This is a genomic window from Stieleria tagensis (genome assembly GCF_024129865.1).
Classification (GTDB): domain Bacteria; phylum Planctomycetota; class Planctomycetia; order Pirellulales; family Pirellulaceae; genus Stieleria; species Stieleria tagensis.
Genome location: NZ_JAMYFE010000060.1, coordinates 1 through 23969, shown reverse-complemented (window position 1 = coordinate 23969; position 23969 = coordinate 1). Strand labels below are relative to the sequence as shown.

At 53.8% G+C, this 23969-nt stretch carries 13 protein-coding genes and 1 pseudogene; 8 read left to right on the top strand and 6 right to left on the bottom strand.

What is annotated here, in order from left to right; translation table 11 throughout:
- The first annotated feature begins 314 nt into the window (after window positions 1-314).
- Entirely contained in the window at window positions 315-1643 is a 1329-nt protein-coding gene (locus NHH03_RS15100) for a sugar porter family MFS transporter (RefSeq protein WP_253157495.1), read from the top strand.
- Window positions 1644-1682: 39 nt separating this feature from the next.
- Window positions 1683-3722, top strand: coding sequence for a glycoside hydrolase family 32 protein (locus NHH03_RS15095; RefSeq protein WP_253157493.1), 2040 nt, complete (start codon window positions 1683-1685; stop codon window positions 3720-3722).
- A 72-nt stretch (window positions 3723-3794) separates the two neighbouring features.
- Here the strand turns inward: NHH03_RS15095 and NHH03_RS15090 are convergent, their stop codons facing one another.
- Together NHH03_RS15090 and NHH03_RS15085 are read right to left on the bottom strand one after the other, a co-directional pair.
- Complete coding sequence (locus tag NHH03_RS15090) at window positions 3795-3932, bottom strand: DMT family transporter (RefSeq protein ID WP_253157491.1); 138 nt, start codon at window positions 3930-3932, stop codon at window positions 3795-3797.
- Between the two features lie 67 nt (window positions 3933-3999).
- Window positions 4000-5097 carry an alkene reductase gene (locus tag NHH03_RS15085; RefSeq protein WP_253157490.1) on the bottom strand — a complete coding sequence of 366 codons (1098 nt, stop codon included), beginning with the start codon at window positions 5095-5097 and terminating at the stop codon, window positions 4000-4002.
- 152 nt (window positions 5098-5249) lie between these two features.
- On the opposite strand from NHH03_RS15085, the gene NHH03_RS15080 reads away from it, so the two are divergent.
- Complete coding sequence (locus tag NHH03_RS15080; protein ID WP_253157488.1) at window positions 5250-6203, top strand: LysR family transcriptional regulator; 954 nt, start codon at window positions 5250-5252, stop codon at window positions 6201-6203.
- 401 nt (window positions 6204-6604) lie between these two features.
- Here NHH03_RS15080 and NHH03_RS15075 read toward each other — a convergent pair whose 3' ends face one another.
- From NHH03_RS15075 to NHH03_RS15065, 3 genes are all read right to left on the bottom strand, one after another.
- Complete coding sequence (locus tag NHH03_RS15075) at window positions 6605-8263, bottom strand: alpha-L-fucosidase (protein WP_253157486.1); 1659 nt, start codon at window positions 8261-8263, stop codon at window positions 6605-6607.
- A 41-nt stretch (window positions 8264-8304) separates the two neighbouring features.
- Window positions 8305-8475, bottom strand: coding sequence for a DUF5123 domain-containing protein (locus NHH03_RS15070; RefSeq protein ID WP_253157484.1), 171 nt, complete (start codon window positions 8473-8475; stop codon window positions 8305-8307).
- A 79-nt stretch (window positions 8476-8554) separates the two neighbouring features.
- Window positions 8555-10405 carry a right-handed parallel beta-helix repeat-containing protein gene (locus NHH03_RS15065; protein WP_253157482.1) on the bottom strand — a complete coding sequence of 617 codons (1851 nt, stop codon included), beginning with the start codon at window positions 10403-10405 and terminating at the stop codon, window positions 8555-8557.
- 952 nt (window positions 10406-11357) lie between these two features.
- On the opposite strand from NHH03_RS15065, the gene NHH03_RS15060 reads away from it, so the two are divergent.
- Entirely contained in the window at window positions 11358-13718 is a 2361-nt protein-coding gene (locus NHH03_RS15060) for a multicopper oxidase domain-containing protein (protein ID WP_253157472.1), read from the top strand.
- A gap of 150 nt (window positions 13719-13868) precedes the next feature.
- On the opposite strand, the gene NHH03_RS15055 is transcribed toward NHH03_RS15060, so the two are convergent.
- A complete protein-coding gene (locus tag NHH03_RS15055; RefSeq protein ID WP_253157470.1) occupies window positions 13869-17483 on the bottom strand; it encodes a hypothetical protein in 3615 nt (1204 codons plus the stop codon).
- A 761-nt stretch (window positions 17484-18244) separates the two neighbouring features.
- Between NHH03_RS15055 and NHH03_RS15050 the strand changes: the two genes are divergently transcribed.
- The 4 genes and pseudogenes from NHH03_RS15050 to NHH03_RS15035 all read left to right on the top strand — a co-directional run.
- Complete coding sequence (locus tag NHH03_RS15050) at window positions 18245-18427, top strand: hypothetical protein (protein WP_253157469.1); 183 nt, start codon at window positions 18245-18247, stop codon at window positions 18425-18427.
- A gap of 510 nt (window positions 18428-18937) precedes the next feature.
- Window positions 18938-21937: a toprim domain-containing protein gene (locus tag NHH03_RS15045; RefSeq protein WP_253157468.1), complete on the top strand. Its 3000-nt coding sequence runs from the start codon at window positions 18938-18940 to the stop codon at window positions 21935-21937.
- 785 nt (window positions 21938-22722) lie between these two features.
- On the top strand, window positions 22723-23145 hold the full coding sequence (locus tag NHH03_RS15040; protein WP_253157467.1) for a hypothetical protein: 423 nt from the start codon (window positions 22723-22725) through the stop codon (window positions 23143-23145).
- A gap of 379 nt (window positions 23146-23524) precedes the next feature.
- Window positions 23525-23969 (top strand): annotated as a pseudogene (locus NHH03_RS15035) (hypothetical protein); the annotation flags it as partial.

The following is a 23969-nucleotide window of genomic DNA, read 5'->3' as shown; positions in this document are numbered from 1 at the left end:
AGGTGCCCCAGGGCAGCCAGAGCGAAGGCGGACAACGTTGGCTCGAACGGATCTGAACTGTCATGGCGACGTGTTCAGAACACGACAAATCGCTACTTGACGTCTTGCGAAGTTCGCTCGAGCACTTTTTTCGCAGCGAGCGTCCGCCACCCTTGTTCTCCGCCGGCTAAAATGGTTCAGCAGTACAAGTCAGCTGGCTCAACGTACGCGCCGAACCGTGAACAGTTACGAAAAGCGTAGCGAGAGATGTTTGAAACGAAACATACCACAATACAATTGAAATTCATCGCAAACCGCAATCAGGGCGCCGAATCTTGAATCAACGACTCTTCTATTGGTCACTCACTGCGGCACTGGCCGGCTTCCTGTTCGGTTTCGACACCGTGGTGATCTCGGGAGCGGAAAAAACGATTCAGTCGCTATGGGAGCTGGGCGATTTCCATCATGGGCTGGCAATGAGCATGGCGCTCTGGGGCACCGTCATTGGTTCGCTGCTGGGCAGCTGGCCGACAGACCATTTCGGCCGCAAGAAGACGCTGCTTTGGATCGGAATCTTGTACTTTGTGTCGGCGATTTGGTCTGCCCTCGCGAACGATTTTTACTCCTTCATGGTCGCTCGTTTTATTGGCGGACTGGGCGTTGGTATTTCGACCGTTGCCGCGCCTTTATACATCGCCGAGATCGCGCCGCCAGAGCATCGAGGTCGCCTAGCGGGCATGTTTCAATTCAACATCGTGTTTGGAATTCTAGTTGCGTTTGTTTCCAACATGCTGATCGGCAGAACGGGCGAAAACGCTTGGCGTTGGATGCTTGGGGTCGAAGCGATTCCGGCCTTAATCTACAGTGTCATGTGCTTTGGTTTGCCCGAGAGCCCGCGCTGGTTGATCGGTTACAAAGAAGATCGCAAGGGTGGTGCCGCGGTTTTGCGGTTGATCCATCCGGACGCACTGGAGGGGGACATCCAAGCGAAGGTGGAAGAGATCTCAGCGGTTGCTCATGAAGCATCCAGCACCAGTGGATTCTGGACGGCACGTCTCAAGACTCCGATCCTACTCGCGTTTCTGATCGCTTTCTTCAATCAGTTATCCGGCATTAATGCCATTCTGTATTTCGCACCTCGCATTTTTGAATTGACTGGTTTGGGCGCGCAGGCGGCACTGCTACAGTCTATTGGTATCGGTGTTACCAACTTGATCTTCACTTTCATCGGTTTGTGGCTAATCGACCGTCTGGGCCGCAGGACGCTGCTTACCATCGGATCATTCGGTTACATCGCGTCGTTGGGACTTTGCGCGTGGGCGTTCTTCACGGAGAGCTATGCCATTGTACCGGCTTGCATCTTTGCGTTCATCGCGGCACACGCGGTGGGCCAAGGTGCGGTGATCTGGGTATTTATTTCCGAGATCTTTCCTAATCGTCACCGCGCCCAGGGACAATCGCTCGGCAGTTTTACGCACTGGATTTTCGCGGCGTTGCTCACGATGTTCTTTCCATCGATGGTCACCGCTTTTGCTCCCGGGTACGTTTTCTCTTTCTTCTGCTTGATGATGGTATTGCAACTTCTCTGGGTGAAAACCATGGTGCCGGAAACCAAGGGGCGTCCCCTGGAGCAAATTGAACACGACCTTGGGATAGCGGAATGAAACGGCATCCTGCGTGTATCCAAAATTTAGAAATTTCTCATGAAGCTTCAGTATTTCTTCGCATTTTCTGTGTTGTGTCTCATCGCAGGCCGGGGACCGATGCGGGCCGAGGACCTTTTAGTAGCCGATTTCGAATCGAGATCGTATGAAGGTTGGACCATCACTGGCGAAGCATTCGGTGACGCACCGGCTAGCGGAACACTGGCAAACCAACAGGCGGTCTCCGGATTTCGAGGCAGTGGATTGGTGAACACCTTTCACGGAGGTGATGCGTCGGTTGGAACTGCTACGAGCGCCGAAATCACGATCCAGCGTTCTTACATCGCATTCCTGGTTGGGGGCGGTCCGCATAAAGAAACGGTCGGCATCGAATTGCTGGTGGATGGAAAACGCCTGCGCGCCGCAACGGGATCGGAATCGGAAGAACTCGAGTGGTCATCCTGGGACGTGTCCGAGTTGTCAGGCAAGCAGGCCCGACTCAGGATATTCGACAGGGCGACCGGCGGATGGGGGCACATCGCCGTTGATCACATCATCCAGACAGATCTGCCGCCCAAGCGATTCGACCTCCAATACAAGCTTGCCGAATACCGACAATCCGCTGTTTATCTGAATGAACCGCTTCGTCCGCAGGTGCATTTCACTCCGGAAATCAACTGGATGAATGACCCCAACGGGCTGGTGTTTCATAACGGTGAATATCACTTGTTTTACCAGTACAACCCAGCGGGCAATTCGTGGGGCCACATGAGTTGGGGGCATGCTGTCAGCCGAGACCTGATCCATTGGAAGCACTTGCCGCTGGCGATCCCTGAAGAAGATGGCGTGATGGCGTTCAGCGGTTGCTGCGTTGTCGATCACAAGAACACGTCCGGATTCGGCGATGGCAAAAAACCGCCAATGGTTGCTGTTTACACCGGCCATGGTCACGGCAAACAGGTTCAGAATTTGGCGTACAGTACCGATGATGGCCGCACTTGGACTCAATACGCCGAGAATCCGGTCCTGGACAATAACATTCCTGATTTTCGTGACCCAAAAGTCTTCTGGCATGCACCCAGCAATCGTTGGGTCATGGTCGTTTCACTGGCTGCCGACAAGATTCTGATGTTCTATGCGTCGAGCGATTTAAAGAGCTGGGAAGAACTTAGCCGCTTTGGGCCCGCCGGTACGACGGGGAAATCGAATTGGGAATGTCCCGACTTGTTTGAATTGTCTGTCGAAAATGAGCCGGGAAGAAAGTTGTGGGTTTTGGAAGTCGACATGGGTGACGGTAGCATCGCCGGTGGCAGCGGAGGTGAGTACTTTGTCGGGCACTTTGACGGCACGACATTCACCGCCAACCAGGATGCTCGTTGGGTCGACTTTGGCCGAGATTTCTATGCTCCGGTCAGTTGGTCAAACATTCCGGAATCGGATGGACGACGAATCTGGATTGGCTGGCTGAACAACTGGGAAACTTGCCTAGTGCCGACATCACCCTGGCGCAGCTGCATGTCGATCCCTCGTACGTTGAGTCTGCGTAAGGTGCCGGCGTTCGACAGCACTGGCGACTCCATCTACGCACTGGTGCAGCGACCAGTAAAAGAACTTCGCCAACTCGACGTGAAAACACTGAGTCTAAACACCGATGCGGCGACCTGGCCTCCCGTTGCCGTCACGAAACCGGGCGCTCTGACCGACATGAACTTTGTCCTTGAAACAACCTTACAACCCGCGGGGGCGCGATCGTGTGGCTTTCGGATTCGCACGGGCGAGGATGAGTTTACGGAGGTCGGCTACGACCGTGAGCCGGGCGTCGTCTACGTGGATCGAAGGAAATCTGGAATCGTCGACTTTCACAAAGCATTTGCCGGACGCCACGAGGCACCAGCCCGTCTGATCGATGGTGCAATCACACTGCAAATCATCGTCGACCGTTCGTCGATCGAAGTCTTTGCAGGCGATGGCGAAGCGGTCATCAGCGACCGCATCTTCCCAACAGCGAATCAGCCGATGATCGAAGTCTTTGCCGGCGACGAATCCGCAAGAGTCACTGACACCACCCTGCAGCAACTCAAATCAATTTGGCGAAAGTGAATTCTATCTCCCGATATTATTGGAATGCTATTCGCCAGCGAAGGCGAAGCGTTTTCTGACTTCGAATCCCTTTCACAATACCAAGCGTAGCCGACAGGCCGCATGAGCCGGACTGGATCCCGCTTTTCCACGTTTCGCATTGACACCGCCTTGCAGCGGCAATGCGGAGCCTGCTGCGAGAGCCATGAGAATCCAGATCAGTTTTGCCATGATTTACTTTCGAGTTGAAACCGGGGGCGTGTCAGGAAATTGATAGGTGAGTGAGTGATGGCGACCGTCAGCTCTTGACCATTGAGGGATAGTCGGTGTAGCCGTGTGCTCCAGGTGCATAGTACGTCGCAACTTCAGGCTCGTTGAGCGGTGCGTCAGCTCTCAGGCGTTCGGGTAAATCGGGGTTCGCGATGAACTTCTGGCCGAACACAACGGCATCGGCTTCCCTTGTTCGTATCGCATTGGCCGCCGTCGTTTTTTCGTAGCCACCGTTGGCGAATAGCACGCCTTCAAACTCGGCTCGGATGTAAGGCGTCACGCGGGGGGCATCCGCGTTGTAGAGTCGCCCCGGTCGGATCGCTTCTGCGATATGCAGGTAGGCGAGTTGGAACCTGTTAAGCATCTGCGCTGCCCGAGAATACAATACAGTGGGATCGCTATCTGCCATCCCATTGCCACTCATGGTGGGACTCAAGCGAATACCCGTGCGATCCGCCGACCATGCATTGGTGACTGCCGTCACGACCTCGCGGAGAAACCGCAGGCGATTTTCTATTGAGCCGCCGTATTCGTCGGCGCGTTGGTTCGAGGAATCTCGCAAGAACTGGTCGATCAAATATCCATTCGCGCCGTGGATCTCGACACCATCGAATCCCGCATCCCGCGCTCGTCCGGTTGCCCTGGCATAGTCTTCGATGACGCTTGCAATTTCCGATGCACTCAAGGCCTGAGGAACGACATACGGTTTCTTGCCAGTGGGTGTGTGAGCTTCGCCGGTCGCCGCGATCGGACTGGGACCAACGGGCAAGTTCCCGCCTTGATAGTCCGGGTGCGACACTCGGCCCATGTGCCACAGTTGCAGAAACATTCGCCCACCGGACGCGTGAACGGCGTCGGTAATCCGCTTCCACCCTTCGATTTGTTCAGCAGTGTAGATGCCGGGAGCACCGTGCCAGCCATAACCCTGCTCGCTGATGGCGGTCGCTTCCGAGATGATCAGGGCAGCACTTCTTCGCTGGCAATAGTATTCTTCCATCAATGCATTCGGAACGCGATCTGTGGAACGTGCTCTTGTCAAAGGAGCCATCACAATCCTGTGCGGAAGTTCGATCGCACCGATGCGGAGTGGTCGAAATAGCGTCTCATTATCGTGTTTTGCCGTCATTTCGAATCCTCTGGATGTAAGTGTCCCAGTGGTGCGTCCTTGCGATGACTTCACCGAAGGCTGCCGTTGCACGAGGATTATCGGCACCATCTGTCTATTTGTAAAATACATAATTGTTGCATCTGTAATTGCTTCTTCGTATAACGGGGCGAATGGAACTACGACATCTTCGTTATTTCGTCGCTGTGGCGTCTGAGCTGAGTTTCTCCAGGGCGGCTGAAAAGTCGTTGGTTGCCCAGCCTGCGCTGAGCACTCAGATTGCTGATTTGGAGCGGGAAATCGGTACCCCACTGTTTTTTCGCAATAAACGAGTCGTACGTCTGACAGCGGCCGGGGCCGTGTTCCTTAAAGAAGCTCAAGCCATCCTGGAGGCTGCCGAAGCAGCAAAGCTGAAAGCGCTACGTGCATCGCGCGGTGAATTCGGTGAATTGTCCATCGGATTTTTTGCTGCTCCCACCATGTTGTTTCTTCCTGACCTGATCAGACGATTTCGAATGCAGTACCCGGAAGTCACCGTACGGATGTTCGAGATGACGCCGGACAAACAGTTGGCTGCCCTTGAACGCGGCAAAATCAACGTAGCTTTTACGCGACCATTGCCGCCGGGCCATCCAGAGCTCGCCACGGAAATTCTGTTTCGTGAACGTCTGCTTGCCGTCATGGCCGAGACCCACTCGCTTGCCTCACGCCGGCGAGTCCGGCTCAGTGATCTTGCCGGAGAGCGATTCGTTCTACTGGACCGCGTTGTTGCAATTAGCCTTTACGACCACATCATCGCAGCGTGTTCGTCGGCAGGCTTTTCGCCCGAGGTCGCTGGGGGTGCCGATCTGATGGCCACCGTGTTGACGATGGTAGCCGCCGAACAGGGGATCAGCATCGTGCCCGAAGGCGTTCAGAACCTTCGCAGTCAGCAGATTTCCTTCGTGTCAATCGCGCCAGCGATGGAGCCAATCCCGTTGGTCATGTGCAGCCAGAAAGATCATGAAAGTCCAACGCGAGATGCATTTCTGCGGCTCGTTCAAGAACGAAAAGCGGAAATTCAGCAAGAGTTCGTGCGGCAGCCTGGAGTGCACGAATCCGCGAAGAAGAACAGATCCAGGAAGTAGCGAGTCGTCAAGGAGCGCTGTCACGCACATCGATATGCAGTTTCAAGATATCCACGTAAATCTTTGCCATATAAAGAAAAACAGCCCATCGCAAATCAATGCGACGAGCTGTCTTGAATTCAAGTCGGGGCGACAAGGCACGGTTAGAACTTTTTGCCACGGCGTCATCGAGATGTAAACATCGCAACTGCTGGTGTGTAGCCATGTTGCGACGGTAATGGCTTGATCTGTTTGCTGGAGCGTGTCAGCCATGCGAAATGGACTGGTCCCCGTTCAACCGCATGAACCCCGTGGCAGCATCGGTCACAAATCTCAGCTAGAGTTCCTTCTTGTGTTCGTCATAGGCGCCTAACCTGCTGTTCGGATAGCGGAGAACTAATTGCCGCTGAACAGTGCTCATGTTAGTAACCTTTGACTGCTTGACGCACCTGCTTCATGATTTCGATACATACCGGATTAAAGAATGGGTGATCCGCTGAGACGTCCGGGGTCATCGACAGATTGATGGTGATCGGCATGTCAGCTTCATCCGCTTTCTTGAAAAATTCTATGTACTGCTCAGCGGAAAACCTGGGGGGAGCGGTAAAGGTTCCATTGCGTACGCGGCTGGACCAACCATCCATGTAACACCAGTTGGCAGGGTATTGCCCCTCCAGTTGCCCACCCTCTTCGAACAAAACCGCAGGCAGGATCTCCGGCTCTCTACCGGCCCCGTCTGAAACAACGAGATCACTGAAGGGTGTCAGGTTGGCAAACAGGTTCTGGCTGAAACCTACCGGTGCATTCGGATTGCCTGCCTTAATCGCTGCGGCAAATTTCTCCCAAGGCGGATCATGCTGATACAGTTTCCAACCACAGCTGTCGACATAGCCGGCGGTGGTCGCAAGATCTTCGCCATAGCGGAGGCTCATCTCACGAAACAGCGACTCCAAGAAGTTGAAATAGCCGGTTGGATCCGGGCTTTCGCCTTTGCCGTAGGTAGGACCATACAGATCGTCCAAGCCACTATTGGGATTGTAGTAAAGCATCAGGCGAATATCGTGTTTGGCCAGACCGTCAATGAGGTCTCGGATCAAGTCACGTTCGCAGGTAAACCCGGGTTTGATGTGGTCGATGGTCTTGCTGGGGCCCGGCCAATGTTGTGTGCCATGGGCACAGGTAAAGCAGACCCATGACGCACCCGTTTCGACTACTGCCGCGACGAATGCATCGACGTCAAATTGACCCACCAATTTCTGGTACTGATCCCCCAGTCTCGGTCCGCCATGAAAAGGCGTTGAACCGGACGAAAAATGCACAAACAATCCATATTTTCCATCCACCATCCATTGCACATCGGCCTTCATCGCCTTGGCTCGATTCTTGATGGCAGCCAGCGCTTCAGGTTGCACGAACTCAATCGACCACAAGGCAAAGGGAGTCGGGTTGCCACGGGCATTCGGTGTGTTTTCCAGAGCTTCTCGGTCCGCTTGCGTTCCTTGGAAATCCGCCAACCGAAAGCTGACTTGGTTGATTCCTTTCTTCAGTGGCAACGCTTGTTTCAGAGTGTGCCTTTGCACTGTCGGCCGGGTATTCCAATTGGGTACGTTGGTTTTCTCGGTGATGGTCGTCGACCCGGACGCGACTTCTAAAGTCGATTGCGCGAGGAGCTTTTTGTTTCCCGTATAGAGAAGGGATACGTTATAGACCGCTTCATCAGGCGCATTCACTTCCCAAGTCATGACGTCATCTTCGGTCATGAAACCGCGAATGAATGCATTGTTTATAACCGCAGCGGTCGGGTGATCCGCAACATTCAGATTTCCAGCAAGCTTCGCTCGGAACCCCATCACGGTCGTGATATCATCCGGCCTGAGTTGCCAGGTCCTGGGCGCCCAGTGCGGATGGAGCACGCCTGACTGGGAAAATGCCGCAATTGGGGAAAAAAACAAGAGACTGATCAACAATAGAAAACTATACAAGACGCTACGTTTATGTCTCATGAACTCCACTCCCGAACCATGCAGCTGAATTCGAAGTCTATTTCCTTTGCATGCGCATGATAGGTGTCGTGTTATCATGATGGCGACCTTCCTTCTGTTATTTAAGTTCGAACGGCGCGCTACTTTTCGTCGATACGCAAGCCGACTTTGGACAAATCGAGAGGCACGATGCCCAGTTTCAGCGCGGGAGAATCCGGTTTGAAGCGGAAATCGCCATTCTCCGGATCGACAAACATCGGGTCGATTGCCAAGCTGTGGGCATCGGCTCCCTCGCGTTGCATCCTAGCCAACGCGGCCTGACTCGCTTCAGGATTGCCGGCACTGAAATAGATGTTGTAGTCCTTGTCGCCATCCTTGGCATCTGCCTCTCTACTTTGGGGTAAAGAAAGTCGCTTTCGACCCGTGATGATAGAAGATGTTGTGCTTAATCGCACCACCGGTCGAGGGTCCCTCGGCTAATCTCACGTAAGAAACATCCTTTCCCTTCCCCTGCCGCGCGCCATCAAGGATGTAGGCAATGATATTGTTTTCGGCACGGGTGTTCAATTTCAGGATGAATCCCTGAGACGTGCACCTATAGACTAGGTTCTCGGCAATGAGGGTATCCATCTGTCCGCCATCGGTTCGGATCCCTGACTGCGCACCAGTCGACGCGACCAAGTGGTGAATATAGTTGCGGCGAATAATGTTTCCGGGGCCTGATCCACGAATGTAGATACCGTTGCCATCGCCCAGTTTCTGCATGACATGATGGATCTCATTGTATTCAATGAGATTGTCATGGGAGTGCAGGAAGGGACGGACGTCGTCGATCGTCGGATTGGCCGGCACTTGCCCGACTTCATGCCTCCGGATGGATCGACTGACCTCTCGAATATCACGGGTGATGAATCGGGTCACCATTCCGCAAATGATCATGCCACAGTAGTTGGTATTATGGATCAGGTTGTTCGCCACGCGATTCTCGCCGCTCTGCCAGAGCAGGATACCGGGCGAATGCCAATAGAGTTCCCCAACATGATGAATGTGGTTGTTGTAGACGAGGTTCTTTTTGTTGACATCCTTGGTACCCGGCCCGTATCCGCCGAGAAAAATACCCGTGCCTCCAATATGCTCGATACGGTTGTTGGAGATCTTGTTCTCCTGTCCATATAGATCCACACGTACCGCACCACTGCCGCTGTGAAGAAAATGGCACTTTTCAACAACGCAGTTCTCAGTTCCACGCAGGCGAACCAACGCGTTGTCCTTGTCGACCACATCCCAGTCGTGCTGCACGCCTGCATCGTCCTGGTCAAATAAGTAGCGATCACCATGCATAAAGGTAAGGCCGCGGAAGCATAGGCTACGCACCGGAATATCCGTCGGCCCCATTTCATCAATCTTGCCTTCGACACGGATCAATTCCGTCAATTGTGGTGCCAACACGGGTGACTCAGCACGTGGCCAGAGGTAGAGTTTGCCTTCCTTGGTATTGAGTGCCCATTCACCCGGCTCGTTAAGTTCCTCCAGGATGTTTTCAACCCAGCACGACTCCCCTTGGCTGTTCATGCCATAGGTGGCATCGATTGACGTGTGAGCGGTTTTTGCTTGTTCATCGACGGACACCAAAGGCAGAATATTCATCATCCACTGATGACCCGCACGAATCAAAATTTCCACGTCTTCCACATTCGACCAGTGTTTCAACATTCCCTCAGGAAAGTTGAACTCGTCGAGACTCCCGCCGGCAGTCGTCCGGAATCCGACTGAGCGCGTGCGTGGCAGCAGACCTTCAGCGTCGTAAAGCGCACGAAAAGAACCCGAAACCTTTGCGACAAGAACCTTGCCCTGAGCCTCCTTCGGCAAATCGGGCAGGTCCCCGGTCACCTTTTGAAAGCCCGTGATTTCCCGTGCCCCACTAAAGATGGGCTTCTCGCCGGGATAGGCGGCATAGGTGATGGTCGATTCCCCACCGCCCGAGTCTTCCAGCCCGAATACCACGGTCTCGTCAAGCCGGTAGGTTCCCCCACGCACCAGTACCACGATGTCCGTCGATTTGCTTTTCTTCAACTCCCGAACTGCATCGCGGGCGCGCGCCAGCGTCGCGAAAGGCTCAGCCGAAGTTCCGGACCACGCATCGGAACCCTTTGGCGATACATAAAAATCCGCGTCCGTCCCAGCGGCATTACAAAGACCAGAAGTCATGATAAGCAATATTAGTGTCACGAGCTGTTTCATCTCTTCTTCCTTCTCATTTCTGTTACCAGGATCGTATTTTCATTCATGAGTACGTTTGCTGACGAGGGAATGAGTCGAGCTCAGTTGATTGCGGCATCGTTGGAACCTTACACCCGAGCCAGTCGATAACTTCTAGTTTGACTATCTCAATTGCTTTTTTGCGAACCTCGCCGACCTGATCGCCGCAAGAATAATTCGAAATGCTCAGCATTGCTTGGGGGATCATCAGCTTGACTTTGTCATCGCGGCCAACTGCTCTCTCGCGACCTCCATGTTGGTCGACGGTTGCAAGGCGAGACAATCACCGTCACCCGTGAGCTCAGATTTCTTTTGAAAAACAAAAGACGCACCTTTCCACAGGGCCGGTTGGTGCCTATGCTGCAGGGGGGGGGGGCTTGGCTGCGCTCGCGAGTGGTGATGCGAGAGCCTGACTCTCAAGAATCCGCTCGTGGCATTGCCGGTCGTTGAAAACTTTAATCCGAAAGGTGGAGGTTTCATGTTTTGCATCATGCAGATCTTTAGCCATCACAATCGGCGCTATTCTGGGTTGCAGTGTCGATGTTTCCGAGCAGAAACCCGTCTTCAACCGCAGCATTCGTCTCGAGCAATCGGAACGGGCCAACCACGACCACTCGCTATCGGAAGGATTCCGTTTAGGGGCGCACCGCCCAGGCCTCCCTCATAAAGAGGAGGACTTTCGCTGGAGGCCAATGCAACGGCATGATCAATCATATTCCACGGAAAAATTTCAATGTACATCTTGGGATTTAGTCGGTTTCTTGGACCACTTTCGTTCGGGTTGATGGTGGGTACATTTGCCGGATCAACGCTTTCGGCAGCCCCTCCTGGCACTTTGACTCGTATCGGCTCCCGTGCTGCGGAACGAATCAATCGATCCGATCTGGAAGGGATTTTGGGACCAACTCGTCAAGCAGCACCTCAGACGGAATCGGTGCGCGAGATACAGCGACGGAGCGAACGGTCGGAGTATCAGCATCCAGAATTTCGTTCTGGGGAAGAGCGTGTCTCTGAAAATGGGATTCTGGACACTTCGTTGGCGATCATCTACGACAACCGAAAGGGCTGGCGTCCAACTACCTACCTGCGGGATGGCAACAGCGATCTCGTGGTCAAAAACAATGCCGGTATCGTCAACCTGCGGATGCGGTCCTATGACCAATTGCCCGTCGGCCCGACACTGCGAGTTCGAGCGGGCGACGTTCTCAGGGTTCACCTGAAAAACCAGTTGCCGGTGGAGAAGCCCGAAAATCATTCTGCCACGCTCAATACGCCGCACGGCTTCAATCGTACCAATCTGCACACGCATGGGCTTCATGTCTCACCTGCGGCGAACTCAGACAACGTGCTGTTGGAAGTGCATCCGGGCCAGGAGTTTGAAAGCGAAATCGCGATCCCAACGGACCATCTTCCCGGGACCTTCTGGTATCACGCGCACGTCCATGGAGCCACATCCATTCAGGTCTCCAGCGGAATGGCCGGGGCGTTGATTATTGAACCCCGCAAAGGGGACCAAACGTCTATTGAATCCGTTCCAGGAATCGCGGGTGTCGAAGAACGCATTTGCTTGTTTCAACAGGTCTCGTTTCTCCCGGAGCCGCTGGGCTACCAATTGCAACTGCTGCCCGATGCGCCTGATACCGATAGCCTTCCAACTCAAGGCAACGGATTGGCGGTCGTTGCCAAGATTGCCGGCAAGCTGCATTTTCGGGTATTCGACGCCTCCGGATTGAAGAGTGCCGACCTTGGCGAGAGTGACTTAGCGGACAAACCGGAAGAGATCGAGCGGCTTCGCCAGGCCCTCCAATCGGTCTGGCCCCCCGATCCAATTCCCCAGGAACAGGCAGAAGCAGTCGTGGCGGCGGTCGGCTCCATCCTCGGGCTGACGACCTACACGCTAGAAGATTTTGGCGCCGCATTTGCCAATGGACGCTGGCCCCGAGGCAAGGTGGAAGATGGCTGGCGGACCACGATCAACGGTCAGGTTCAGCCGGTAATCAAAATCGAATCGGGGCGGATCCAGCGTTTCCGGTTCATCCATGGAGGCGTGCGAGATGAAATCCGAGTCCAGTTAGCACCGATACCCCTTGAGTCTGCAATCGATGACGAAAGCCTTCCATACGATGTGGAAGCGTTGAACGAAGAAGGAATGCGGGAGATTGCGGTCGACGGAATTCCATTGGAACGCATGCGAAAGACTGAAACGATCTCTTTGTTTCCAGGCTATCGCAGCGACGTACTCGTGCGGCTGACCAACGACACATCGCAAACCCAGCGTTATTTGATGTGGGATGGTGCTGGCAATGTCAGCCTTGATCCCTCCGCCCCCGATGCTGAAAAGGATCCGGCCGTTCTAGCAATCATTGAAGTCCGGCCCAGCAAGGGATCAAGTGCCGACGCATGGCCCTCGGCACACGACTTTTCCAATGTCCGCAGACCAGATCCGATTCCAGACGGAGAAGTATTCGGTCTGCAAGCGATAAAGCTGCAATTGCGACCGTCTCTGAGCATCAACGGTGAACCCTTTGATCCCGATGGACGCCCAATCACCTTGCAACTGGGACGTGCCGATCAATGGAAACTAACCACCGACCTGGGAAGTCATCCGTTCCATATCCACGTCAATCCCTTCTATTTCGTTTCGGAAACCAATTCCGCCGGCATGACCACGCCGCAAGGAGTCTGGCGAGACACGCTGTTGGTTCGTTCGGGCACAACCTACGACGTCCGCACTCGTTACCGCCGGTACATCGGCGACTTCGTCTTACACTGTCACATTCTGGACCACGAGGACCAGGGAATGATGAAAGTGGTTCGGGTGGTGAACGACAACTACGAGGTAGGCACGAAACTCGCGAAGCCTTACCTGGCCAGCTCTTGGACACTTCCGGACGCTAGTGGGACGGACCAGTCGCTCACGGACTTGATGGGGGAAGAGTTCACGATTCTGGTGTTTCTGGAAAGCCAAGGCTGCCCGGCTTGTAACGAGCAGATCCAAAACTTCAGCAACGCCAGCATTCCCGACGGCGTCAAGATTGTCTTCGTTGCTCCGGGCGCGAAAGAAGCCGGTTTCCCCGGACCGATGTTTCCGCACCACGTCGTGTTCGACGCATCAGATCAACGAGACGTGTTCCGCGATTACGAATGCTACCTCGCAACACATCAGTCTCCCCTGCATGGTGCATTTATCCTGGACGACCAAGGACGCGTCCGCTGGCGAGAAATCTCGGACGAACCCTTCATGGAGATCGAGCACCTACTGAACGAGATCGAACTCATGGGGACTGAACAATAAGTTCCGCCGACAATTCCTACACCAAGCAAACCCGTGCCGTGTGGATTTGCTCGGTCGTTCAGACAGAGCGGCACGTGGCTCCCCTCAAACTCTGGTTCCGGTTGCTTGTTACGGAATGTGAGTCGACGAGAAAAAGCGTCCGCTCTGCTTTCACCACCCCGACGGCAACAACCCTCCAATGCCATTGGGTGAGCCGGGTGGATCGGTATTCAATTCGGTCGTCGGGGTCCCGGGAGCAGCGAATACCGCACCGGTGCTTGTGGGGGCTGCGGGCTCTGGCAAAATCGAAGTCGTTTCTGCCGGGATAGAAGCCGTTGCACAGTTGTTTCTTACTGCAACCTCGATCTCCAGTTTATTGACCAATTGACTGACCGGCCAAGCGTCAAACGTCACATAGAACGTTGCGGTCAACTTGATTTGATTGACACCAGCAGGAACAGCGATGTTTGTGGGATAGATTCCCGTTTCATTGCTGCTAAACAGGATTGATATCTGATTCAACAGTGCTTGTTCGTCAACATACAGGTGTGTACCCGCATCATGGATTTCGATGGGCTGGGTGTCGGTTGCCGGAGCGATTGCGATCGGGGTGCCAGCTGAGTCGGCTGCTGAAAAACGAGCAACAATTTTCCCGGTAGTCGGCTTCAACGGAAGCGGCTTGGGGACGTAATTGAGCGGCAGTTTCTTGCTGCTAACCGCGGGAAAGATCAATGTGCGGTAATCGCACCCGATGCAGTAATCAGCCATCTTGTTCTCGACGGTCAGTTGCCAACCGGCTGGAGCGGGAGTCTTCGCTGCTTTGGCTGCTTTGGCTGCTAAGTCCAAACGGTTGGAAAGTCCGGAGGGAGTGCCCACCCGAAGATGGAATTTGTCTCCGGAGAGTTCTTCTTTCAAACCGGCGATACGAACTCGAATTAACTCACGACTGAGCACCTCGACCTCGTCGGTGCCCATGGTGTCACTTTCGACACCGCCCAATACGACATGTGTCAAAGTTGGATGGAAATTTCGACCGGATACAAAGAACTCTTGAACGTTGTTGTCTTCGGTGGACACGAAATCCAGCCCATAGTAGTCATACAGCACCGGACGGAGTTGCTTGTCTCCACGGCTGAACAGATCCGTTCCGGACATGCCGAATTCATACGGCACACTGCTAGTATGCGTTTGCAAGGACAACATCTTTTCTAGTTGTTCGACGCGAGAGATCAGGCGAGCACTATCGCCGGGCCGTACGCACTGTTCGTCACAGAAACTGCACAAGCGATTTTGAGCTTGATGTACCCGTGCTCCCAATGCGATCATTTCTTCGTAGCTACGTTTCGTCACACCCGGCTTGGTAAGTTTTTCCCAGTTTGTGGTGATGTCAAAGTCGACTCGAGTCACGAAACTGGGCATGACCACCAACACCTCGCATTCCCGGACCCCTGGCTCCAATTGGCGGTGGCGAAGATCGTAACGTTCGGTCGGGCCAGTGGACCAAATCGTTCGCGCCAGCGCGGCAATGTTCGAAGACTCAGTCGGTGGTGTTTGAACCCGTGGGCGGAAGTACCAACCGAATGTGTCGTTTCCATGCGTGAAACCAACAATGGTTCGATTCAAATCGATGGTGGCGATGTCCAGCCCCAATGCCCGACTTGCGGCGATGCGTTGCCCAAGGCCAAATCTTCCCTTCGAGACACTGATGGCGAGCGCGGTTTGCAACTCGCGGCGACGATTCAAGACATCGAACGAGTTCTGCTCTTCCACCTGCGGATCAAGTGCGAAGACATGAATTGGAAACGCACCCTCGACCATGGTTCGCCAGAGCCGCAAAGTCGTATCGGGATTGATCTCATAAGCAAAAAAGTAGAACGTATTGGCATCGGATTCCAAACACGATTCCTCCGAAATCTTTCCCTGCCGTCGCAGGTCACGAAGCAAGCGTTTCATGTTGCGATCCGTCACGCCCGCTTGGGAGGCGACCAACCAACTGATCGACACAAACTCGCTGCTGTATTCAGGCAGCATTCGGTTTCTCCAATTCCCTCGCTGAAGGGGGCGAATCCGGGTCGCATCGACCGACTCCCCACGCTCGGTCGCTTCGGCAAAGGTTGAAATCAGGTCAGCGTGCTCGACGTACTTTTTGCTTTCTTCCAGTGCGATGTGAACCTTGAAAAAGTACTCCGTTAGGAACTCGCGTAGTTCACGCATCTTCGGAGCACTTGTGTGCCCATTTTCATCGAAGTATCGTTTCGCAACCAGGCGAACAGAATCAACGTCATATGTGTTTTGGTTGATCAAGACGATTGGATAGTCGACATCGCCACGCAAATCTGCGGCATTTTCCGGTGTTTGCGAATGGGATGGCGCGGTATCGATTGCTGCAATCGCCTTCTCTTGAACTACCGACTCAGGCTTTCGAAGCGTTCTTTCCAATAGCTTCTCACGAGTTCGAACCGTTAGTTGGCTCAACGACGCGCCACTCGGTGCGTTCAAGAAACCTCCATTCCCTTCTAGTGTGATTTTCATGTTTGCTGCAATTCGATTCGCCGTGTCCTTGTTACACTCGATCTGACGTAATGCATCTGTGATCTGGCTTGGTTCAACATCAATCAACGACAGCAAGTTTGCACCGTTAGCTTGGTTATCCGCCATGATTTGGCTCAATTGACACGAATTGGCTAGGCAATTGACTCGATCTGGATTCAGGTCTGCCGCCAATTTACATTGGGTGCCCACCGCGTCTGCCACGAGGTCGCCCGCGAACGCCAACTCGGCGACTAAATCGATCATCGATTGATTCTGGCTCCCACAGGCTAATACCGAATCAACTTTGTTAATGACTGCATCCAAAAGCTCTGAGTACTTCTCTACAGACTCGAGATTCAAAGTCTTGTTAAGTTTTTCGATGCTTGCTAATTGGCTCTTCAAGTTTGCGACGTACGCGTCCCTATCTTTCTCTTGTTGAGTGCGCTCGTCCCAAGTCGCTCGAATACGCGGGGCGACCGCGTCGACGAGATCCGCGATAAACATCTTTGGGAATGCATTGCGTACGTTGGCTTCATCAATGTGTAGACGTGCCCGCATGGAAGCCAATGCCATGTAACCCTCGTGTGTCTCGCGACCGGGCAACACCGAGACCGGGACCCGGAATTTGTAGAGCCCATAACCGGCGGCACGCGCGGTGTCACCGCCCATATTGCGACGACGAAGAGCTTGATTGACATTGATGTATGTAGACTTCTGACGCTCCAGTTCCGTCGGTTCCACGCCAACGCCGGCATTGGTTGACCCGGCAAGCTTGACTCCCTGGGCCAAGTCGACGAGCTTTTTAAAGTCGGCCTCAGAAATCTCGATGGGCTTCGATGCATCGACACTCAATTGAAGTTGCGCCTTTTCAGTGGCCGTTGCGGCGGTCCGTGTCGCGTTGGGCGGAATGACGTTGACCTCGCCCTCTGTACCCGCCAAACCAAGGGTTGTCGAACTCTGCACTTCCAAGGCATCGCTGCGGGCAATGTAGGCCTGCAAGGTCGCTTCGAAAGCGTCGACCGATTTGGCCATTTCCCGATCGTATTCTTGGATAAAGTGGGTCAGGCTGGTATCGCCCCAAACATCGGGTTGTTTGACGGTGATGCTCCCATCGCGACGGATCGCGTCTTCAATTTCAGTGACCTCTTTCGCCAACGAGACAACCGAACAGGGCGCCGGGTGCTTTTCGACGTGCAGTGTGTGACGCTGGCCAAAAATGGCATCCAAGCGGTCGCCGTGCCGCGTGTCAGGCATGTGCCTGCCGTCTAGACCACAGCCAATCACAGACGCAAGTATCAAACCACACGAAACCAACCCAATCAAACACCTCATCTTCGCAGTCCCCAGGCACCAAAGATTTGTTGAAAGGACCGCTTGGAACGATTAAAGCGGTTCTGCTCCTCTAGTTCGGCGGATTGGCATCCCCCCGGACGCAATGATCAAGGGTTTTTTGCCACCCGTCATGTAGAGGGGGCGTGTCGCAACGATTGCAGCAACTGTAGGGACTGGGGGGAATGGCCGAGCTCGCGGGACACTCGCCGAACTAAATGGGACAGCTCGACGCGCGACCTTGCTGTCAACGAAGGGGGCAGAGATTATTCCTTGCCCCTAGCTGGACAGCGCCACTTCGTATGTGCTGGTGCAGCGGGGACTGGACTTTGCGTTTTAGTTTCCTAACAGGTCCACCGGAGAAGCGGTGAGTCTTTTTCTTATAGCGGACACGCCAGCTGTTCGCGGATTGTTCCCACCGCAACTTGGGGGTCCATGGCATCTCTCTGCCTTGCTGTTTAGGCGTCTGGCCACTTGAATGCAAGTAGATAGGTTAATGTGGCCAGATGGCCACTTGCAAGCGATTGGCAAAGAATTCGATTTAGGCGGCGATTTGCCGAGTGAATCGAGTCGGGGCGACAAGATTTGAACTTGCGACCTCTACGTCCCGAACGAAAGAGCGATGCGTTTTTGGGACGGGAAATCGTCGGGAAAAACCAGATGCCGCCGAACTGATGCACCAATGGATGCACCAGCTTCGCCAGATTTCGCAAAGTATTCAAGCTCATTGGAATGAGCTCAGCGAGGATGATCGCAATCGAGTCGGTGATGCGTTTCTTGATCTCCACGTCACGCTGCTGCCACGCAAAGGATTTGGCACCCTCTCCCAGGCCCCAGTGACGGACGCCGACAGCCACCCGGCGATGTGACGAGCCGGTTCAGCGCACACTGATTTGTTGGTCGACACTGTCGTCAACAGTCTGTTGAAACGCGCGCGTGTTCTCACACTTTTGCAGTTGTCGCTAAGTGAAAAAAAAGACGTGCCCATGAATTGCCCATGTGGGCAGCCATTGTGGGCGTCCGGCAGCAAGACCAAATTGACCCGCCGACTGAGAGAACGCGTCGCAAATCTTCACCTAGCGTCCGTCTCACCTCCGACCGAAGGTCACTGCGGACCGGTATGGATGCCGAAGACGCGTCCGATGCATTCCAAGCATTCGATTTGGCCACCCACCAATGCACAGACGCGCACCCGCAAACAATACCACCAAAAAGAGAGTCCAACTGCCGAGCACCCGGCGGACATTCCGTCACCAGACCAATCAATGCAACCAGGAGATCGATCCTGTTGATAAACGAATGAGCCGACCGAACCCAGTTTTTAAGAGCAGGTTCGATCGACCCATCAGCAATTCCAGAACCAATCTGAAACTAAATCAATGATAACCAAACCGACTAATAAAACAAAATCCAAGAGCACAGCTACTCCGCAAACGCTTGCATCCCGTAGGCGAAAAGCCGGGGTAATGATCGGCGACAGCGCACGCCAAGCCGCTGTCAAATGGATCGCCAAACATGCCAGGCGGAAATGTGACACGTTGGTCAAAGAATTCACGTCTGGCGCACCGCCAGTCGTCGATCATTCCAAGATTCTCAGGAGCGATCCTCGTCGAACCGGATTCGCCGCCGAAGGGCAAAAAAATTGGCCATGCCACCACTGCGGCACCGAAAGCAGCATCTACGCCTTGTACGGAGGTAAAGGTAAAAACTCCTCGATGGACAAGGGCCAGACGTTCAAACTCGGGGGCCGCGTCTACTGCTCCAAGTGTGAAGAGTCGACCCGCAATGTGGTCGAGACAATCGCGATGCTTCGAGGTGAGGACCAGAATGATCCAGATGTTATTGATGGAGTGATCGACGGCATTTTCGAATCCGGTGTCATCGGCACTCCCCCGCTGCTCGCGGACGACATTGAATGGGACATGCTCAAGCTTGATCCCAATGATTTGCCTGTCTACAGTTCGCAGTTCAACCTCCAGGCCTGTGCGGCGGAATTGAATACCGGAGTTACTACGGCGGAGGAAATCGCCTCCGAAATGGCAACGCACTCGTCCGCTGATCCGGCTTGCCAGTCGGTGCCGATCGGGCCAAGTGCCAAGCCAGAAGCCGCCCACCCAACTGCAACAAAAAAGGTTGCCAAGAAAAAGGTTGCCAAGAAAAAGATTTCGGCAAAGGAGATCCCGGCTGGAAAAGAGAAGCCCGTCATCGACTCGCTGATCGTCCAATATTCCAAACTCAAAGGGATGCCGCCAAAATCGTTGGTTGCGTTCGGCGCCGCAGTGGCAAAGGATCAACACGGTGCGAACGAAATTAGAGTGCCGCTGTGGTATCCGGAGGTCGCCGACCTAGAAGGAATCGACTGGGCCGGTTTTGATATGAAGGGCTATTTTCGCATGTCACTCGCAAATCCCAGGATGATCGGCGGAAAAATAAAAAGGCACGCCAAGCACGGGCTATTTCTGCCGGGAAGGAAACCGCAGCCAAATGAAACGTGGTACATCGTCGAGGGAGTCAAGGATGCCGCAGCGATGCATGGAGCAGGCTTTCTCAATACGGCAGGCCTGTCGACCAGGTGTTTCGCGGGACCATTCAAATCGAAATTGCCTTTGATGTTCAAAGGCTGTCATGTGATCCTTGTACCAGACCGGGACAACGCCGCCGCAGGATCGGTGTCAAAGAACAGACAGGACCTTTTGGACGCTGGAGCCAGTTCAGTCAAAGTCGCTGTTCTTCCCTTCGACATCGTTGAATCGAAAGGACCAGACACGCGAGACTGTATCGCCAAGCATGGTAAAGAAAAGCTCCGCGAGGTCATTGAATCGGCTGGTGAATACGATCCGAATGACTGGATACTAACGAGCTCCAACGGGAAATCCCAGATAGGGCCCCACAGCAATGCATCGGAGGAAAATATCAAAACGATATTTAGGGAACTAGGACGGCGAGAAGAAATATTCGTCTGTGGGGATCGGTTGGTAGAAGTCTATCACGACAGCAATGGGAAACTCAGGTTCAAGGAGTTAACGCAAAGCGTGCTACCCGGCCGGATCAATGAGGCCGTTGATTTTGGACCGGCTGGCGTCCCCGGTTGGGCTGCCCCGCACGTCCATGGTTCTAGTCACCGGGCACACACCTTCGGTGTCAGGATCCTAGTACGGGTAAGCTCTGCCCCAATTCTCCGAGCCGACGGCAGTATCTTGCGTGATGGCTACGATCCAGAACTGCACATCCTGGTCAAGTCCTCCGACAAGTATCCAGAACTTCCGCAGATCGACGATTCGCCATTTTATACGTTGGAACCGCTCTGGAAACTGCTGGACGAATTTCCCTGGTTGGACTTGCTGCAAGATCAAGCAGCCTTTCTCGCTGAGGTCGTCACTCTGATGGCCCCGCAGCTCTTCTCCGACCGACCACCGTTGTTCGTGCACCAGGCCAATGTTGAAGGAGCCGGCAAATCGTTTCTAGCATCGCTGGCACACATTGTCGCGTTCGGAAGCCCCCCACGATTCCTAGCGTACCGCAAGGATCAAGATGAGTTGCGCAAGACAATCACGTCAGCACTCAAGAGCGGTGACACGGTGCTGATCTTGGACAACGCAGATGATGAAATTGGTGGTGCGACGCTTGACGCGTTCCTGACGGCCCCAGTGTGGCGTGACAGGCTACTTGGCGGGAACGATATTATTGCGATACACAACAAGGCGACGATGATTATCACCGCCAACAACGCCACGTTTACGCCTGACACGCTGAGAAGAACGCTTCCCGTTCGCTTGAACGTCACAGACCCGGATTATTCTTCTAGAGAGTTTAAGGTAGTCAATTTGCAGGTCGAGGCGCAACGACTGCATTGCGAGATATACATGGCGTTGCTCGCGTGCTTGCAGGTGTACATCCAGGCTGGACAACCGCAGCCTGCGTCCCGCAGGACGCTTCCCGGTTTTGAACCGTGGTCTCGATTCATTGGTGGGTTTGTTGAGTTCTGCGGAATGCCATCGCCGCTGTTGACGCGTGAAACGCTAACCAAGGCAAGCGCAGTCAATGACACCTACGATTTGGTGATTGCCGCCTTTGAGTCACTAAACCTTGTCGAAGGTGCTTTCGGTGGCGGCATGACTGCCATGGAAATCTTCCGCGAATATGAAAAAGCCGAGACCGCCAACGGCGTCAACGGTGCCAAATCTGGGCGGCTATCCAATGGCAAGTCGTCAGACGCCTTGCGAGAGTTGGTCGAAGCCATCGGCTCGAAAAACGGAAAAGTGACATCACGGACGTTTGGAGCGGAACTGTGCAAGTTGAGTAAGCGACCAAGAAACGGCCACCAGATTCAGGTGACGGAAGGTCGCGCCAAACGGTTCAAGCTTGTTAAGACAAACTAGAAAGCAGCGTTGGCAATTACGTATACGGATTCAACCGATGCCGCCTAAACGCTGATTCGATGTAGGAAGGTAAAACAGCTTCAGCGAGTTCAGCAGGTTCAACAAAAAGTTCAACAAGGTGTTTGGCCCGGCGATTTGCGGGAAAAACGAACGGAAATGTTGAACTTGCTGAACTTTTACCATCGTCGCGTCAAAGCCGGAGGGCAGTGACACGACACACGGTCAGGAGCAATTGTTAGTGAACTCTACTTTTAAAACCTTAGGACTAGAAAAGTTCAACAAGTTCAACATATTTCACGTTTTGTGCCGTAAAACACGGGAAAACATGCGTGCTGAACTCTTTGTTGAACTTTGCTAGACCTGTTGAACTTTCAGATCGATGTTCTATCAGCCCCTGTTGCGTGATGGACATCGCATCCCCTGCAGATCCTGGATGAGCGGAATCGGAATTCCGAATCAGTTCTCTGTTTTGATCGTTTTGTCTTCGGTGATCACCCAGACTCCATCAATGCGTCTTCGGGCATTTTGGGAATGTGTCAGCTGGCACTGACACTGCGCGACGACCAGTGTTCTCCAGGCATTGTTCGCCGTCGATCATCCTGAGTGCGATGAAGGTTTGCTGGCGCTGAATCTGGGCTGCCAGACCCTGAAGAACCAACGCTAGCAGCAGATCGAATTCAATCCTCTGCGCGTGCGGTTCGAGACCTGGTGGGTGATTTTGGTGAATTCTGGAGATTGCGGTGAAATGAGGGAGATCACTTCCTTATTCTCACTGAACAATCCCGATGCATGCCACCCAAACATTCACCAACTGGCCGTTCGACAGATCTGCGTCTCGCCTCGGCTCTTTCAATGCCGTTGATTCGCCGGTTGGTTACGTCGATCATTTGCGACTCGAACTGGAATGCCGAGAAAGCCGCGTCTTTCAATCTGGATCCGGCTATCGCCTTTATGACCACGCCGAAGTGGTCTTCACCGCAGAAGGCTTCGGCCTCTCCGTTTTATCAGCTCAATTGCTCTGCAACCGTTTCGGCCGCCTTGGTGTTTGGCTGTGCAACGGTTCCTGCGACTCCCGCAAGCTGTCGAGCTACAGGGAATGTCCAGGCGGTACCCAGCTAAGGAAGATGGCCGGCTGTGCATGCTTCACCGACCGCTCCGCTGGACTGACGCTCGTCCGCTACTATTGCTTGACGATCGCTTATCGATAGCGGATGACCTGACTGATGCCTACGTGGATGACCAATCCCCATCCATATCGGCTGTCCGCCCTGCTTGGCTTCTCTCCAGTCAGTAGCAACGTCTGTCTCACACAGACTCTCAGACGCACTGCCGCGGCTTCCACAAATTGTGATGCCGAGATGCGCAGGCAGCCTCCTTGCCGACCGGTCGGCAAACAGATGAAGTCTCTCAGCAGTCAACGCTGCTTTCGAATTCATTTTTGACGGCACATCAATTCAGGAAAAACAGAAATAAGCATCTATGCTGCTTGCCAAATGGTACCATTTGGCGGATGTCCCCTTTTTTGATTGACTTCGCTTGCTCCAACGACGATGCTTGCGGGATCGCTACTGAAAAAGGAACAGCCCGATGCCGCGGCAAGCTCGTGCAAATGTGATCGATCCTAAAACCATACAAGTGGTACGCTGTGTTCAACACTGCGTCCGATTTGCATCGCTACTGGGAAATAATCCGATCACTGGCGAAGACTGCAGCATCCGCAAAGAATGGGTTCGCGAACGTATCAAGGTGCTCATCCCCATATTCGCGATCGATTGCCTGACCTACTCGGTGCACTGCAACCAGATCCAAGTCGTATTGCGAAGTCGCCCGGATAAAGCGAAATCGTGGAGCGACAAAGAGGTTGCAAAGCATTGGCTGACCCTGTTCCCCAAACGTCGCGATGAGCACGGCAATGTTGAAGAGCCAACTAAAGCGGAGATTGCGGCGTTGACCAAAAACAAGACCGCACTGAAGGTAAAGAAAAGCCGTCTGTCCTGCATCAGTTGGTGGGTGCGATGCCTGTCAGAACCCA

Bases quoted from the DNA above. Each gene is read 5' to 3' on its own strand.
- NHH03_RS15045 (WP_253157468.1), top strand. From the start codon at position 18,938: ATGATAACCAAACCGACTAATAAAACAAAATCCAAGAGCACAGCTACT.
- NHH03_RS15050 (WP_253157469.1), top strand. From the start codon at position 18,245: ATGCACCAGCTTCGCCAGATTTCGCAAAGTATTCAAGCTCATTGGAAT.
- NHH03_RS15095 (WP_253157493.1), top strand. From the start codon at position 1,683: ATGAAGCTTCAGTATTTCTTCGCATTTTCTGTGTTGTGTCTCATCGCA.
- NHH03_RS15065 (WP_253157482.1), bottom strand. From the start codon at position 10,405: ATGAAACAGCTCGTGACACTAATATTGCTTATCATGACTTCTGGTCTT.
- NHH03_RS15040 (WP_253157467.1), top strand. From the start codon at position 22,723: ATGCATGCCACCCAAACATTCACCAACTGGCCGTTCGACAGATCTGCG.
- NHH03_RS15075 (WP_253157486.1), bottom strand. From the start codon at position 8,263: ATGATAACACGACACCTATCATGCGCATGCAAAGGAAATAGACTTCGA.
- NHH03_RS15090 (WP_253157491.1), bottom strand. From the start codon at position 3,932: ATGGCAAAACTGATCTGGATTCTCATGGCTCTCGCAGCAGGCTCCGCA.
- NHH03_RS15085 (WP_253157490.1), bottom strand. From the start codon at position 5,097: ATGACGGCAAAACACGATAATGAGACGCTATTTCGACCACTCCGCATC.
- NHH03_RS15055 (WP_253157470.1), bottom strand. From the start codon at position 17,483: ATGCCTGACACGCGGCACGGCGACCGCTTGGATGCCATTTTTGGCCAG.
- NHH03_RS15080 (WP_253157488.1), top strand. From the start codon at position 5,250: ATGGAACTACGACATCTTCGTTATTTCGTCGCTGTGGCGTCTGAGCTG.